Annotated in this window: 12 protein-coding genes; 2 read left to right on the forward strand and 10 right to left on the reverse strand. The window is 64.3% G+C overall.

The genetic code is table 11. The features are described 5' to 3' along the window. Nucleotides 1-211: 211 nt before the first annotated feature. Both ACEN9T_RS09670 and ACEN9T_RS09675 read right to left on the reverse strand, forming a co-directional pair. Nucleotides 212-1513 (reverse strand): MFS transporter, encoded by a 1302-nt coding sequence (locus tag ACEN9T_RS09670; protein ID WP_413707637.1) that lies wholly within the window; start codon nt 1511-1513, stop codon nt 212-214. Between the two features lie 9 nt (nt 1514-1522). Beyond that, on the reverse strand, nt 1523-2761 hold the full coding sequence (locus ACEN9T_RS09675; protein ID WP_413707638.1) for an AGE family epimerase/isomerase: 1239 nt from the start codon (nt 2759-2761) through the stop codon (nt 1523-1525). A gap of 275 nt (nt 2762-3036) precedes the next feature. Between ACEN9T_RS09675 and ACEN9T_RS09680 the strand changes: the two genes are divergently transcribed. Then, on the forward strand, nt 3037-4650 hold the full coding sequence (locus ACEN9T_RS09680; RefSeq protein ID WP_092977085.1) for a glucan biosynthesis protein: 1614 nt from the start codon (nt 3037-3039) through the stop codon (nt 4648-4650). Between the two features lie 272 nt (nt 4651-4922). Here the strand turns inward: ACEN9T_RS09680 and ACEN9T_RS09685 are convergent, their stop codons facing one another. After that, nucleotides 4923-5549 carry a DUF1415 domain-containing protein gene (locus ACEN9T_RS09685; RefSeq protein ID WP_413707639.1) on the reverse strand — a complete coding sequence of 209 codons (627 nt, stop codon included), beginning with the start codon at nt 5547-5549 and terminating at the stop codon, nt 4923-4925. A gap of 191 nt (nt 5550-5740) precedes the next feature. On the opposite strand from ACEN9T_RS09685, the gene ACEN9T_RS09690 reads away from it, so the two are divergent. Continuing rightward, nucleotides 5741-6106, forward strand: a complete 366-nt coding sequence (locus ACEN9T_RS09690) for a hypothetical protein (RefSeq protein ID WP_092977091.1) — start codon at nt 5741-5743, stop codon at nt 6104-6106. Nucleotides 6107-6176: 70 nt separating this feature from the next. Here the strand turns inward: ACEN9T_RS09690 and glpK are convergent, their stop codons facing one another. From glpK to ACEN9T_RS09725, 7 genes are all read right to left on the reverse strand, one after another. Then, entirely contained in the window at nt 6177-7673 is a 1497-nt protein-coding gene (gene glpK, locus ACEN9T_RS09695; RefSeq protein WP_092977094.1) for a glycerol kinase GlpK, read from the reverse strand. Between the two features lie 129 nt (nt 7674-7802). Further along, a complete protein-coding gene (locus ACEN9T_RS09700; protein ID WP_024977476.1) occupies nt 7803-9539 on the reverse strand; it encodes an ABC transporter substrate-binding protein in 1737 nt (578 codons plus the stop codon). A 171-nt stretch (nt 9540-9710) separates the two neighbouring features. Next, nucleotides 9711-9992 carry a DUF2160 domain-containing protein gene (locus ACEN9T_RS09705; protein WP_260771999.1) on the reverse strand — a complete coding sequence of 94 codons (282 nt, stop codon included), beginning with the start codon at nt 9990-9992 and terminating at the stop codon, nt 9711-9713. Between the two features lie 22 nt (nt 9993-10014). Further along, a complete protein-coding gene (locus ACEN9T_RS09710) occupies nt 10015-10848 on the reverse strand; it encodes a carbohydrate ABC transporter permease (protein WP_027680527.1) in 834 nt (277 codons plus the stop codon). After that, nucleotides 10841-11731 carry a carbohydrate ABC transporter permease gene (locus ACEN9T_RS09715; protein ID WP_004637132.1) on the reverse strand — a complete coding sequence of 297 codons (891 nt, stop codon included), beginning with the start codon at nt 11729-11731 and terminating at the stop codon, nt 10841-10843. Before ACEN9T_RS09715 ends, ACEN9T_RS09710 begins: the two co-directional genes overlap by 8 nt. Beyond that, nucleotides 11728-12825, reverse strand: coding sequence for an ABC transporter ATP-binding protein (locus tag ACEN9T_RS09720; protein ID WP_413707640.1), 1098 nt, complete (start codon nt 12823-12825; stop codon nt 11728-11730). The genes ACEN9T_RS09715 and ACEN9T_RS09720 overlap by 4 nt, the downstream gene beginning before the upstream one ends. After that, nucleotides 12812-13930 carry an ABC transporter ATP-binding protein gene (locus tag ACEN9T_RS09725; RefSeq protein WP_413707641.1) on the reverse strand — a complete coding sequence of 373 codons (1119 nt, stop codon included), beginning with the start codon at nt 13928-13930 and terminating at the stop codon, nt 12812-12814. The genes ACEN9T_RS09720 and ACEN9T_RS09725 overlap by 14 nt, the downstream gene beginning before the upstream one ends. Between the last annotated feature and the right edge of the window lie 29 nt (nt 13931-13959).

A 13959-nucleotide genomic window follows, 5' to 3' on the forward strand; every position in this document is an offset into this window, starting at 1 on the left:
TTTCTTTGTTGGTGGTCCACCCCCCTTTTCGTTCCCTGCCGGGACCGACTTACTTTTCTTTGGCAAGACAAAGAAAGTGAGTCAGCCCCGGCAGGGGATGAAACAAGGGATCCACCACCAACAAAAAATCCCAGCAAAAAACAAAAGCACAAAAGCAAAACGCCCCTCGGAGATTCCCCTCCGAGAGGCGTTCCTTCATCCCAAATGCAGGTCAGGCCACAGGCGCCGTGCCCGCCCCATGCTCATGCCTACCCGCCGGCTTGACGATGGCCAGCGTGGCAATCAACCCGCACAACGCGGCAAATGACACCCACACGCCCGGCATCGCCTTGTTGCCCGTCTCGTGGATCAGCCACGTGGCAATCGCGGGAGTGAAGCCGCCGAAGATGGCCGTGGCCAGGCTGTACGCCAGCGAGAACCCGGTGGTGCGGACTTCCGGCGGCATGATCTCGGTGAGCGTGACGACCATCGCGCCGTTGTAGCTGCCATACAGGAAAGACAGCCACAGCAGCACGGTCAGCATGCGGGCGAACGACGGTGCGGCAACCAGCCACTGCATGGCCGGGTAGGCCGTCACCAGCATCAGCACGGTAAAGAGAATCAACAGCGGGCGGCGGCCGACACGGTCAGACACGGCGCCCATCACGGGCAACCAGAAGAAGTTCGAGGCGCCCACGCACAGCGTGACGATCAGGCTGTCCATGTCCGAAAGATGCAGCACGCTCTTGCCGAAGGTCGGCGTGTAGGCGGTGATCAGGTAGAACGACACCGTGGTCATCACGACCATCAGCGTGCCTGCGCCCACCAGACGCCAGTTCTGGCCCATCGAGCGGAACACGGCGGCCAGGTCCGGACGGTGCTTGCGCTTCTGGAACTCTTCCGTCTCTTGCAGCGAGCGGCGGATGATGAACAGGAACGGAACGATCAGGCAGCCGATCAGGAACGGCACGCGCCAGCCCCATGCGCTCATTTCAGGCGGCGGCAGCAGGTACGACATCAACACGCCGAGCAGCGCCGCAAACATGACGGCTACCTGCTGGCTGGCCGATTGCCAGCTCACGAAGAAGCCCTTCTTGCCCGGGGTGGCGATTTCGGCCAGGTAGACCGACACACCGCCCAGCTCCACGCCCGCCGAGAAGCCTTGCAGCAACCGGCCGATCAGCACCAGCAGCGGCGCCGCCAGCCCGATGGTGGCGTAGCCCGGCACCAGCGCGATCAGCAGCGTGCCGCAGGCCATGAGCGCCAGCGTGACAATCAGGCCCGTGCGGCGGCCGTGACGGTCGATGTACGCGCCCAGGAAGATTGCGCCGAGCGGCCGCATCAGGAAGCCGGCACCGAAGGTCACCAGCGACAGCATCAGCGAGAGGAACTCGTTGCCGGCGGGGAAGAAGGTGTCGGCAATGGCCTTGGCGTAATAGCCGTAGACCATGAAGTCGTACATCTCCAGGAAGTTGCCGCTAACCACCCGGAAGACGGTGCGGGCTTTGGATTCGTTGGGGTTGGAGGTATGCATGGATGGGTCTCACTCAACAGCTTGGGTACAACGTGCGGGCGAGCCGGACAGCGAACTGCAGGCCGCCTCGTAAAAGGTGGTGATGTGGTACGGCGTGCTCGACGGCATGTCGGCGCGCAGGCGCTGGCCGGCGGGATCGATCACCTCGTTCCAGCCTTGTGCGTGCAGGAAGCGCGCCGACCACGCCGGCAGCAGGCGCGCGAGCATGGCACCTTGCGTTTCCGTGCACAGCGCGAGGGCGCGGCCGTATTCGGTCTGTGCCCAGATGCGCTGGCTGGCGTCGCGCATCGTGCCGTCCAGATTGAGTGACAGGCACACGCCCTGGGTGTCGGCATCCACGCCGTCGGCGCAGGCCGCGTCCACCGCGCGGGCGAGGCTCTCGGCCAGATGGCGGCCGGCTTCGGAGCGCGTAAAGACGTCGGCGTGTGCGCGCACGAGATAAAACCATTCGAACTGGTGGCCAGGTTCGATGCGGTTGTCGGCGCTGGCTTCGTCAACCGGCAACTCGGCGATGCTGCCCGTGCGCGTGTCGATGAAGCGCGCGAGGATGCCTTCAGCCAGCGTGTGCACGCCGGCCTCGGCCCAGGCGGGCGGTTCGTCCAGCGCGGCGGCGGCCAGGTAGGCCTCGGTCAGATGCATCACGGGGTTCTGCGCGACACCGGCCAGCGTGGTGCTGAACGTGGCGTCCATGGCCGCGACCGGCAGCGGTTTGGCCCCGGCCCGCGCGAAGCTGCGCGCGATCACGTCGTGCGCGTCGTGCATCAGCGCGGCGGCACGCGGGTCTTCGCTCACGGCCAGCCAATGTGCGGCGGCAAACAGCACGAAGGCGTGCGTGTACAGATCCTTGGTGGTGTCATGCGGGGCCAACGCGCTGTCGATCGCAAACAGCCAGCCGCCGTGAATCGTGTCGCGAAAGCGGGTGTCCAGTGCATGGCACAGCGCGGCGGCACGTTCGGCGCAGAGATCGCGGTGTCGCTCGGAGAGCTGTGTGGCGCGCGCGAACGTGTACAACTGCCGCGCACATGCCATCGCCCGGTACCGCGCGGTTGATGCTGGCACCAGCGCGCCGTTGTCGACGACGAGCGCTTCATAGCAGAGACCGGCCTGCGCGTTCCAGCCCGGGCCGAGCCACATGGGCAGCAGAACGTCGTCGTAATAGCGGCCGAATGATTCCAGGGCAGCCGCAATGTGAGCGGACAGTTCGGTAGCCGTATCGGGCAGCGGGGGCGTGGAGGATTGTGAAAGCATGTGCGCCGTGATGATCGTGGCGGGCATTGACCTGTTTTAGCCAGGCCGATTGCTCGGATCTGTTCTGTTCACCATAGGCGACGTACTTGCGTTGTACATGTGAACAGACCCGGGATTGTGCTCCAACTGCCTGCCCCGCGCCACGCACAACTGGCGCAATCCCGGTCATGGCGCAGGGTTGTGGGTCCAATGAAAGGTTTTTACCGGATGCTGCCCGGGCGTGGGTTGTGCGAAGATGAATCACCCCTGGCTCACCCCTGGTCCTGCCCCGATCCATGCACCGTCGCGACCTGCTCAAGCAGTTGGCCGCCGGGCTGCTTGCCCTGGCTCCTGGTTTGTCCCGCAGTGCCGCGCCCGGCTCCGCCGCTGGCGCCGCCGAACCGTTTGACGAAGCGCGCCTGCTGGCGCGTGCCCGAGCCTTGGCTGCAAGGCCGTACCGGCCCCGAAGCACGCAGTTGCCCAAGCCGCTGGCCGCACTGGACTGGGACGGCTACCAGTCCATCGGCTATCGCCCTGATCACGCCCTGTGGACCGGACGGCACTTGCCGTTCGAGGCCAAGTTCTTCCATTTGGGACTGTTCTTCAAGTCGGCCGTACAGATGCACGAGGTGGTCGACGGCCAAGCTCGCTTAATTGCCTACGACCCCGCCATGTTCGATTACGGCAAGAGCGGGCTGGATCACCAGGCGTTGCCGGCCGATCTCGGCTTTGCCGGTTTTCGGTTGACCACCAAGGCGGACCCGACGCGCGATGTGGCCGCCTTCCTGGGGGCAAGCTACTTCCGCGCCGTCGGGGGGCAGTGGCAGTACGGCATGTCAGCGCGGGGGCTGGCGATCGATACCGGCCTGGCCCGCGCAGAAGAGTTTCCGGACTTCACCGAATTCTGGCTGGTGCGCCCGGCCGCCGACGCCGATACGTTGCGCGTCTACGCGTTGCTCGATTCCCCCAGCGTGGCCGGCATTTACCGCTTCGACATCCGCCCCGGCGACACGCTGGTGATGGACGTGGCCGCCACGCTTTACGTGCGCAAGCCGATCGAGCGCCTTGGCATCGCGCCACTGACCAGCATGTTCCTCTACGGCGAAAACGACCGCACCGACCGCGCCGGTGATCGCCACAGCGCCGCGCGCCGATGGCGGGCATCAGATTGGCGCCCCGAAATTCATGATTCCGATGGCCTGGCCATCTGGCGCGGTTCGGGGGAGTGGGTCTGGCGGCCGCTGGCCAATCCGCCGATGCTGCGCAGCCAGCGCTTTGCCGACGACAGCCCGCGCGGCTTCGGCCTGCTGCAGCGTGACCGCAATCCCGATCATTACCAGGATGACGGCGTGTTCTACGAGAAGCGCCCAAGTGTGTGGGTGGAGCCCACGCACGACTGGGGTGAGGGCGCGGTCGAATTGGTGGAACTGTCGGCCAACGATGAAACCTTCGACAACATCGTCGCGTTCTGGAGGCCGGCCGTGGCGCCGCATGCGGGGCAGGAGCTGGCGTTCGGCTATCGGCTGACGTGGGGCGCGCAGCCTGCAGCGGCCTCACCGCTGGCGCGGGTGGTGGCCACGCGCACGGGCATTGGTGGTGTGGTGGGGCAGGCGCGCAAATACTTCTCCTGGCGGTTCGTGGTGGATTTTGCGGGCGGCGAGCTGTCGCGGCTGGGGCGCAGCACCGCGGGCTCCACCGTGGAGCCTGTCATCCGAGCCTCGCGTGGGCGGGTAGAGATTGCATCGGCGCGGCCGCTGGCGAGCATTGACGGTGTCCGGGCGATGTTTGATGTGGTGCCGGATGCGAGCAATGCACCGATTGAGTTGTTGCTGACGTTGCAGTCGGGGGAGCGGTTGCTGTCTGAGACTTGGGCGTATCAGTGGACGCCGCCGGTGGATCGTGGAGTTTGACTCTTTGGCTTGCTTGCTCGCTTGATTGATGCGGGTGGTGCATCCCTTGTTTCATCCCCTTCCGGGGCTGACTCACTTTCTTTGTCTTGCCAAAGAAAGTAAGCAAAGAAAGGCGCGCCCAAGATGGCGACCCATTCCTTGAATTTTCGTAACCGGGCGGAGAAGGGGAAAACTCGCTGCGCTCAGACAGTTCCCCTTCTTTTTTCCTCCCGCTTACGAAAATTCAAGGCGCCATCTAGGGCAGGGGACGGCCAAACCGTCGCTGCTTTTGGTTAGTCGCGGGGTGGTGTCTTGCTGAACTTCTTTGCCATTTCTGCCCAGCCTTCCGGGCCCAGCTTTTCCATCGTCGCGATATTGCGCTCGTAGATGTCCGCTGCGTCGGGTACGGCGGCTGCGGCGCGGGCGATGCTGTCTTCTCGCAGCAGATGCAGGATGGGAACGGGCGCGCGGTTGGTGGCATTGGCGATGTCGTCAGGCTCCGCATCGGCGAAGACGAAATCGGGGTGGAAGCTTGCGAGCTGCAGTTCGCCTTCGTAGCCGGCCTTGGCGAGCACAGATTCAGCACGCTCCGTGAGCGAGTGGAAGTCGAGGAAGTCGGCCAGGGCGGGGACGATCAGCAGCGTGGTGTCGATCTGTGCGGCGGGGGTGGCGTGCAGCAGGTCGGCTTCGGCGCGCAGGTGGTCGAGCACGTCGCCGTCCATCGTGGCGCGGCTGACGACGTATCGAACCTGCTGTTTGACATGCACGGCCTTGGCGAAGGGGCACAGGTTCAGGCCGATCACGGCGTCTTCCAGCCAGCGCTGCACGCGCGCGACATGGTGGGCAGCGTCATCCGCATTCAGGGACAGCGCATCGGCGGGCGGATCAAGCAGGACGAAATCGGGTGCGTGATTGGACACGGCGCATAGGAGGGATGAGATAGCGCGCAGTGTAGTCGATGGCCTGGGAGCGCTTCTTGCGAAGCAATAGGTGTTGTGATTTGCAACGTCCGGCGTGCGCCGTTGATGTGCGCCGAGATCACTTCAGGTGCTTCGTGCGCCGCTTATGTGGTCAGTCCATTCCGTGATTTTGTAAAAGAAGGAGCTCAACCATGATTGAACTGCGCCTGAAAACCGCCCTCGCCGTGGCCGCCACGTTTGCTGCGTCGGCTGCTTTCGCACAGATGACGCCGGCACCGCAGACTTCACCGCAGACCACCGGCACCGTGCAGGCCGCCCCGCAGGGTGCGCCGTCCACCTCGTCGTCTGACCCGCTGGTGCAGAAGCGTATTGACGACAAGGCTGCCAGCGACGAGTACAAGGCTCGCAAGTCCGACGCCAAGGCCGCCTACAAGGACGAGAAGAAGGCCGCCAAGGCCAACCGCAAGGCCGAGAAGAAGGAAGCCCGCGCCAAGCGCAAGGAAGCCATGAGCGAACAAGGCGGCCCTGCCCAGACGCCGAGCAGCGAAGGCAAGTAAGCCGCCGGCCGAAGCATGGAAAAAAAAAGGCGATCCGAGGGTCGCCTTTCTTCTGCCGCTGGTTTTGCCTTCAGTGCCCGCGCGTTGTCGGTAGACGTACCTGCGCCACGGCCATTTCCCACTGGGCGATGCGGTGCGCAGCCTCGTCGCGGCTGATGACGGGGTGGAACGTGCGGGAGGCGCGCCACTGCTGGGCGACTTCGTCTTCCCCCTGGTAGAAGCCGGTGGCGATGCCGGCCAGATAGGCCGCGCCCAGCGCCGTGGTTTCGATGATCTCCGGGCGCACCACCGGAATGCCGAGCAAATCGGCCTGGAATTGCAGCAGCAGGTTGTTGGCCGAGGCACCGCCGTCGACGCGCAGTTCCGAGATGGTGGAGACGGCATCGCGCGTCATGGCCTGCAGCAGCGCGGTGCTCTGGAACGCGATGGACTCCAGCGCCGCGCGAGCGATGTGCCCGATGGTCGTGCCGCGTGACAGGCCGACGATGGCGCCTTGCGCGGTTGGGTCCCAGTACGGCGCACCGAGGCCCGTGAACGATGGCACGAAGACCACCCCGCCGGAATCGGGCACCGAGGCAGCCAAGCCTTCGACGTCAGCAGAGCGCTGGATGGCTCGCAGGCCGTCGCGCAGCCACTGCACGACCGCGCCGCCAACGAACACGCTGCCTTCGAGTGCGTAGCTGCGCTTGAGGCCGCTCTGACAAGCCGCGGTGCTGATCAGGCCGTTGTGCGACTGGACAGCCTTGTCACCCGTGTTGAGCAGCATGAAGCAGCCGGTGCCGTAGGTGTTTTTGGCCATACCGGGCTTGAAGCACGCCTGGCCGAACAGGGCCGATTGCTGGTCGCCTGCAATGCCGCCGATGGTGAGCGAAGCGCCGAGCCAGTCGGCATCAGTCTGCCCAAATTGATACGCAGACGGATGCACCTCTGGCAAGAGGCTCGGGTGGATGTCGAGCGCGCGCATCAGGTCAGCGTCCCACTCGCCGGTGTGGATGTTCCACAGCATCGTGCGGGAGGCATTCGATACGTCGGTCACATGCAGGCGGCCGCGCGTGAGTTGCCACACGAGCCAGCTGTCGATGGTGCCGAAGGCGAGTTCGCCACGTGCGGCGCGCTCGCGGGCGCCATCCACGTGGTCGAGAATCCAGCGCAGCTTGGTGGCGGAAAAGTACGGGTCGATGATGAGGCCGGTGCGTTTGCGCACTTCGTCTTCCAGGCCCTCGGCGCGCAGGCGCTCGCAGATGGCTTCCGTGCGGCGGTCTTGCCAGACGATGGCGTTGAAGATCGGTTTGCCCGTGGCGCGTTCCCACACCATCGTGGTTTCGCGCTGGTTGGTGATGCCCAGCGCGGCCATGTCGGCGGCGGAGAGCTTGGCTTGTTCGAGTGCGGCGCGGCAGGTGGCGAGCTGGCTGTTCCAGATGTCGAACGGATCGTGCTCGACCCAACCGGGCTGCGGAAAATGCTGGGGAAACTCCTGCTGGGCGCTGGCGACGATCTGGCCGGCGCGGTTGAAGACGATGGCGCGTGAGCTGGACGTGCCCTGGTCGAGCGCGAGGAGGTATTCCATAAGGCAGAGTCTGATGACTGTCGGGCACGGTCAGGGTGTGGCCTGCCCGACAGTGAATGAAACGGAAACAAGCATGGTAGCCCGCAGGTGGCCGTCGTCAAAGACCGGCGCCCCGCGGGCTGCGCGTGATCAGCGCACCTTGCCAGCCTTCCATGCGGCGAGCAGCTTGTCGTAGGCCACCGTCTCACCCTTCGGACGCTCGTTGTCGAGCTTCTTCCACGGGGCGTGTTCGGTCGACAGCCACTTCGACGGATCGCTTTCCGGGTTCAGCTTCGGCGCGCAGTTCTTCATGCCGGCGCGCTGCAGGCGACCCATCACCTGGTCCATTTCCTTGGCCAGATTGTCCATCGCGCCCTGCGGGGTCTTTTCGCCCGTGACGGCCGTAGCGACGTTCTTCCACCAGAGCTGTGCCAGCTTCGGATAGTCGGGCACGTTGTTGCCGGTCGGCGTCCAGGCCACGCGGGCCGGGCTGCGGTAGAACTCAATCAGGCCGCCGTACTTGGCTGCGTTCTTGGTGAAGTAGTCGCTGTGGATGTCGGAGTCACGAATGAACGTGAGGCCGGTGATCGACTTCTTGAGCGACACGGTCTTCGACGTGACGAACTGCGCGTACAGCCACGCGGCCGAGCGGCGCTCGAACGGGGTGGACTTGAAGAACGTCCACGAGCCGACGTCCTGGTAGCCGTTCTGCATGCCATCCTTCCAGTACGGGCCGTGCGGCGACGGCGCCATGCGCCACTTCGGCGAGCCGTCGGCGTTGACGACCGGGCCCGGCTTGGTCATCGGCGCGGTGAAGGCGCTGTACCAGAACACCTGCTGGGCGATGTGGCCTTGCGCGGGCACCGGGCCAGCTTCGTTGAAGGTCATGCCGGTGGCTTCGGGCGGCGCGTACTTCTTCATCCAGTCGATGTACTTGGTGAGGGCGTACACCGCAGCCGGGCTGTTGGTGGCACCACCGCGCGACATCGAGGCGCCCACCGGAGCGCAGCCTTCCACGCGGATACCCCATTCGTCGACCGGCAGGCCGTTCGGGATGCCCTTGTCGGCGGAGCCGGCCATCGACAGCCACGCATCGGTAAAGCGCCAGCCCAGCGACGGATCCTTCTTGCCGTAATCCATGTGGCCGTAGACGCGCTTGCCGTCCAGTTCCTTCACGTCGTTCGTGAAGAAGTTGGCGATGTCTTCATAGGCTGTCCAGTTGACGGGCACGCCGAGGTCGTAGCCGTACTTGGCCTTGAACTTGTCCTGCAGGTCCTTGCGGGCGAACCAGTCGGCGCGGAACCAGTACAGGTTGGCGAACTGCTGGTCGGGCAGCTGATACAGCTTGCCGTCAGACGCGGTGGTAAAGCTCGTGCCGATGAAATCCTTCAGGTCCAGGCCCGGGTTGGTGAATTCCTTGCCTTCGCCGGCCATGTAGTCCGACAGCGGCATCACCACGCCATAGCGGTAGTGCGTGCCGATCAGGTCGGAGTCGGAGATCCAGCCGTCATAGATGCTCTTGCCCGACTGCATCGAAGTCTGCAGTTTTTCGACGACATCGCCTTCCTGCATGATGTCGTGCTTGACCTTGATGCCGGTGATTTCTTCGAAGGCCTTGGCCAGCGTCTTCGATTCATACGCGTGCGTGTCGAGCGTTTCCGACACGACGTGGATCTCGGTCACGCCCTTGGCCTTGAGCTTGGCCGCGGCGTCGATGAACCACTTCATTTCCGCCATCTGCTTGTCTTGCGACAGCGTGCTGGGCTGGAATTCGCTGCTGATCCACTTCTTGGCTTCGGCTTCGCCGGCATGGGCTGCGCCGACCGCCAGGGCGCTTGCCAGTGCAATGGCACTGATCTGAAGCGTCATGCGCCAGGATGTTTTCATCGGTATCTCCTCGTGCTTGTTGGCTTGTTGTTCTCCCCGCAGCGAAAACATCCGGCATTCCGACGCGGGGAGCGTGATGGAATGCCTGTGCCCGTACGTCAATTTGGGCGTGGAAGCATCAACCTGTGCCGATGCCCCCGGACTTGCAAATTCAAGTACATCGATGGCGCATCAGCCGCGCCACATCACGATCACCAGCACCACCATCGAGGCGATGAAGCCGCCCCAGGCGCTCGTCTCTTCCGATGTGAGCCCAACCCACGCCAGGTTGATATAGGCCGCAGTCAGCAGGCCGATGAAGAGGCGGTCGCCGCGCGTGGTGGCAATGGGCAGGAACCCCTTGCGCTCCACCGTCGGGCGGGCCACTTCCCACACCGTCATGCTGGCCAGCATCAAGGCGATGCAGCCGAAGAAGATCGCCACTTCGGGCGTCCAGGCCATCCAGCTGAACATGGCTGTGTCTCCCGTTCTTGTTTTAGACGCGGCCCATCGCAAAACCCTTTGCGATGTAGTTCCGCACAAACCAGATCACCAGTGCGCCGGGAATGATCGTCAGCACACCGGCCGCGGCCAGCACGCCCCAATCCATGCCCGAGGCCGACACCGTGCGCGTCATCACTGCGGTGATGGGTTTGGCATCGACCGAGGTAAGCGTGCGCGCGAGCAGCAACTCGACCCAGCTGAACATGAAGCAGAAGAACGCCGTCACGCCCACGCCGGCCTTGATGAGCGGCAGGAAGATCTTCAGGAAGAACTTGGGGAAGCTGTAGCCGTCGATGTAGGCCGTCTCGTCAATCTCGCGCGGAATGCCCGACATGAAGCCTTCGAGAATCCACACCGCCAGGGGCACGTTGAACAGCATGTGTGCCAGCGCCACGCCCAGGTGCGTGTCCATCAGGCCGACCGTCGAATACAGCTGGAAGAACGGCAGCAGGAACACTGCGGGCGGCGTCATGCGGTTCGTCAGCAGCCAGAAGAACATGTGCTTGTCGCCCAGGAAGCGGTAGCGCGAGAAGGCGTAAGCCGCCGGCAGCGCCACCACGGTCGAGAGCACCGTGTTCATCGTCACGTAGATGATGGAGTTGATGTAACCCCAGTACCACGACGGGTCGGTGAAGATGATCTTGTAGTTGTCGAACGTGACGAGCTTCGGCCAGATCGAGAAACCGGCGAGCGTCTCCTCGTTGGTCTTGAGCGACATGCTCAGCATCCAGTACAGCGGCAGTACGGCAAATGCCACATATACCGCCAGCGTGATCGCGCGAGCAATCTTGCGCTTGTGCTCGTTGTTGTTGTTCTGCTTAGGCATGGTCGTCTCCCACGGCCGTGCTGGCGCTGCCCATGCGCTGCATCCAGTTGTAGAGGACGAAGCAGAACAGCAGGATGATGAGGAAGTACACGATCGAGAAGGCAGCCGCCGGGCCCAGGTCGAACTGGCCGACCGCCTTCTGCGTCAGGTACTGCGACAGGAAGGTCGTGGCGTTGCCCGGCCCGCCGCCGGTCAGCACGAACGGCTCGGTGTAGATCATGAAGCTGTCCATGAAGCGCAGCAGCACGCCGATCATCAGCACGCCGCGCATCTTCGGCAGCTGGATGTAGCGGAACACGGCCAGGCGGCTGGCGCCGTCAATCTCGGCGGCCTGGTAGAACGCATCCGGAATCGAACGCAGCCCGGCATACGCCAGCAGCGCCACCAGGGGCGTCCAGTGCCACACGTCCATGATCAACACGGTGATCCACGCATCGAACGAGTGCGACGTGTAGTTGTAATCGATGCCCATCTGGTTGAGCCAGTAGCCGGCCAGGCCGATATCGGAGCGCCCGAAGATCTGCCAGATCGTGCCCACCACGTTCCAGGGAATCAGCAGCGGCATGGCGAGCACCACCAGCGCGGCCGAAGCCTTCCAGCCCTTGGACGGCATCGACAGCGCCAGGCCGATGCCCAGCGGAATTTCCACCGCCAGCACGCACAGCGAGAAGATCAGCTGGCGCGTGAGCGCGTCCTGCAGATCGCCGTCGCGCAGGATCTGGCGGAACCAGTCCACACCCACGAAGACGTGCTGCTCGGGGCTGATGATGTCCTGCACGGAGTAGTTCACCACCGTCATCAGCGGCAGGATGGCGGAGAACGCCACGCACAGGAACACCGGCAGGATCAAGAACCACGCCTTGTTGTTGAGCGGCTTGTTCATCGGCCGATCCTCTCGTCATTGCTGTAGTACAGCGTCTGCGGCGCATCCAGGCGCAGCCACACGCGCGATTCGGTCACGCTCACTTCGTTCGGCAGTTTGGCCTTGATGGGCAAGCCGCCGGCCTCACCCAGGCTGGCCGTCAGCAACTGGTGCGTACCGAGTTGCTGCACCTGGTGCACGTTGGCAGCCACGGTCCCGACTTCTCCGGGCGCCGCCAGTTGCACGAATTCCGGGCGGATACCGAGCTTGAGTGAGCCGTTCGCGTTCTTGAGTGTGGCCAGCGTGTCGCCGCCAACCGACAGACGTTGATCGCCCAGCGCGATCACATCGCCATCCACCGTCACCGGGTACAGGTTCATGCCCGGACTGCCGATGAAGTACCCGACGAAGGTGTGGTCCGGCCGCTCGAACAGCGCTTCCGGCCCGCCTTGCTGCACGACCTTGCCTTCGGTCATGACGACCACCTCGTCGGCAAAGGTCAGCGCTTCCACCTGGTCGTGCGTCACGTAGATCAGCGTGAGCTTGAGCTGCTGGTGAATCTTCTTGAGCTGGCGACGCAGTTGCCACTTCAGGTGCGGGTCGATGACAGTGAGCGGCTCGTCAAAGAGGATGGCCGCCACGTCCTTGCGCACCAGGCCGCGGCCCAGCGAGATCTTCTGCTTGGCGTCCGCTGCCAGACCAGAGGCGCGGCGTTTGAGCGCGTGCTGCAGCTCGAGGATCTCGGCCACTTCCTCCACGCGCTTCTTCACTTCGGCTTCCGGCGTCTTGCGATTGCGCAGCGGGAAGGCGAGGTTGTCGAACACGGTCATCGTGTCGTAGATGACCGGGAACTGGAACACCTGCGCGATGTTGCGCTCGCGCGGGGTTGCGTGCGTGACGTCGCGGTCGTCAAAGAGCACCTGGCCCTCCGACGGCGTCAGCAGCCCGGAGATGATGTTCAGCAGCGTGGATTTGCCGCAGCCCGACGGACCGAGCAATGCATACGCACCGCCGTCGCGCCAGGTCATGTTCATCGGCTGCAGCGCGTAGTCGTTCAGGTTTTGCGGATTCGGGCGGTAGCTGTGCCCCAGGTTGCGGAATTCAATGCGCGCCATGTGCGCCTCCCTGCTTGGGCGCGCTCACCAGCTTGCCCGCATCGTCGAACAGGAACAGTTCGGCCGGATCGACAAACACGTCCAGCGCCGCGCCGAGTTCGAATTCGTGCACACCGGGCAACTGCGCGACCAAGCCGATCGTGTTCGACTGGCCAGCGGCATACGCGCGCACGTGCAGATAGGTTTCGGAGCCCGACAACTCGGCCAGTTCCACCGTGCCCGGCAGGGCGACCGCGCCACCGTTGCGCGGTGCCAGGCGGATGTGGCTCGGACGTAGGCCGATGCGGCAGCGCGTGCCGGCCGCCATCGGCAGGGGACGCGTCCACGGAACGTCAATACCTTGCGGCAGCCGGATCTGGTTGCCCTCAACCACGGTGGCGTCCAGCACGTTCATCGGCGGGTCGTTGAAGATGGCCGCGGCGTTGACCGACACCGGCACTTCGTACATGTCGAGCGTCGGGCCGTCTTGCAGCACGCGGCCTTCATGCATGACGACGGTGTGGCCGCCCAGCAGCAGCGCTTCCTGCGGCTCGGTGGTGGCGTAGACGACGGTCGTGCCGCCATCGGCAAAGAGCGATGCCAGCTCGGCACGCAGTTCTTCGCGCAGCTTGTAGTCGAGGTTGACGAGCGGTTCGTCGAGCAGCACCAGCGGCGCACGCTTGACGAGCGCCCGGGCCAGCGCACAACGCTGCTGCTGTCCGCCGGACAGTTCTGCCGGCAGGCGCTGCAACAGGTGCTCGATGTGCAGCTTGGCGGCGACGGCCCGCACGCGCGAGTCGATCTCTCCCTTATTGGTGCCTTGCAGGCGCAGCGGCGAGGCGATGTTGTCGTACACCGTCATCGCCGGGTAGTTGATGAATTGCTGGTACACCATCGCCAGATTGCGATCGCGCACTCCCACGCCCGTCACGTCCTTGCCGTCGACCAGTACGCGGCCGGTGGTCGGCCGGTCCAAGCCGGCCATGATGCGCATCAACGTGGTCTTGCCAGCTTGCGTTGGCCCCAGCAGCACGTTGATGGCGCCGGGCGCCAGCCGCAGGCTGGTCGGGTACAGGTGCGTCTGCGCCCCGACCATGGCCGTAACCTGGTCCAGTTCCAGAATCAATTGGTGTCTCCCGTCTTACTGCTTTGATT

This window comes from Ralstonia sp. Ralssp110, from assembly GCF_047325135.1.
GTDB classification, from domain to species: domain Bacteria; phylum Pseudomonadota; class Gammaproteobacteria; order Burkholderiales; family Burkholderiaceae; genus Ralstonia; species Ralstonia mojiangensis.

What these genes read in the sequence shown, in the direction of transcription:
- ACEN9T_RS09670 (WP_413707637.1), bottom strand. Translation starts at nt 1,513, where the DNA reads ATGCATACCTCCAACCCCAACGAATCCAAAGCCCGCACCGTCTTCCGG.
- ACEN9T_RS09675 (WP_413707638.1), bottom strand. Translation starts at nt 2,761, where the DNA reads ATGCTTTCACAATCCTCCACGCCCCCGCTGCCCGATACGGCTACCGAA.
- ACEN9T_RS09680 (WP_092977085.1), top strand. Translation starts at nt 3,037, where the DNA reads ATGCACCGTCGCGACCTGCTCAAGCAGTTGGCCGCCGGGCTGCTTGCC.
- ACEN9T_RS09690 (WP_092977091.1), top strand. Translation starts at nt 5,741, where the DNA reads ATGATTGAACTGCGCCTGAAAACCGCCCTCGCCGTGGCCGCCACGTTT.
- glpK (WP_092977094.1), bottom strand. Translation starts at nt 7,673, where the DNA reads ATGGAATACCTCCTCGCGCTCGACCAGGGCACGTCCAGCTCACGCGCC.
- ACEN9T_RS09700 (WP_024977476.1), bottom strand. Translation starts at nt 9,539, where the DNA reads ATGAAAACATCCTGGCGCATGACGCTTCAGATCAGTGCCATTGCACTG.
- ACEN9T_RS09705 (WP_260771999.1), bottom strand. Translation starts at nt 9,992, where the DNA reads ATGTTCAGCTGGATGGCCTGGACGCCCGAAGTGGCGATCTTCTTCGGC.
- ACEN9T_RS09710 (WP_027680527.1), bottom strand. Translation starts at nt 10,848, where the DNA reads ATGCCTAAGCAGAACAACAACAACGAGCACAAGCGCAAGATTGCTCGC.
- ACEN9T_RS09715 (WP_004637132.1), bottom strand. Translation starts at nt 11,731, where the DNA reads ATGAACAAGCCGCTCAACAACAAGGCGTGGTTCTTGATCCTGCCGGTG.
- ACEN9T_RS09720 (WP_413707640.1), bottom strand. Translation starts at nt 12,825, where the DNA reads ATGGCGCGCATTGAATTCCGCAACCTGGGGCACAGCTACCGCCCGAAT.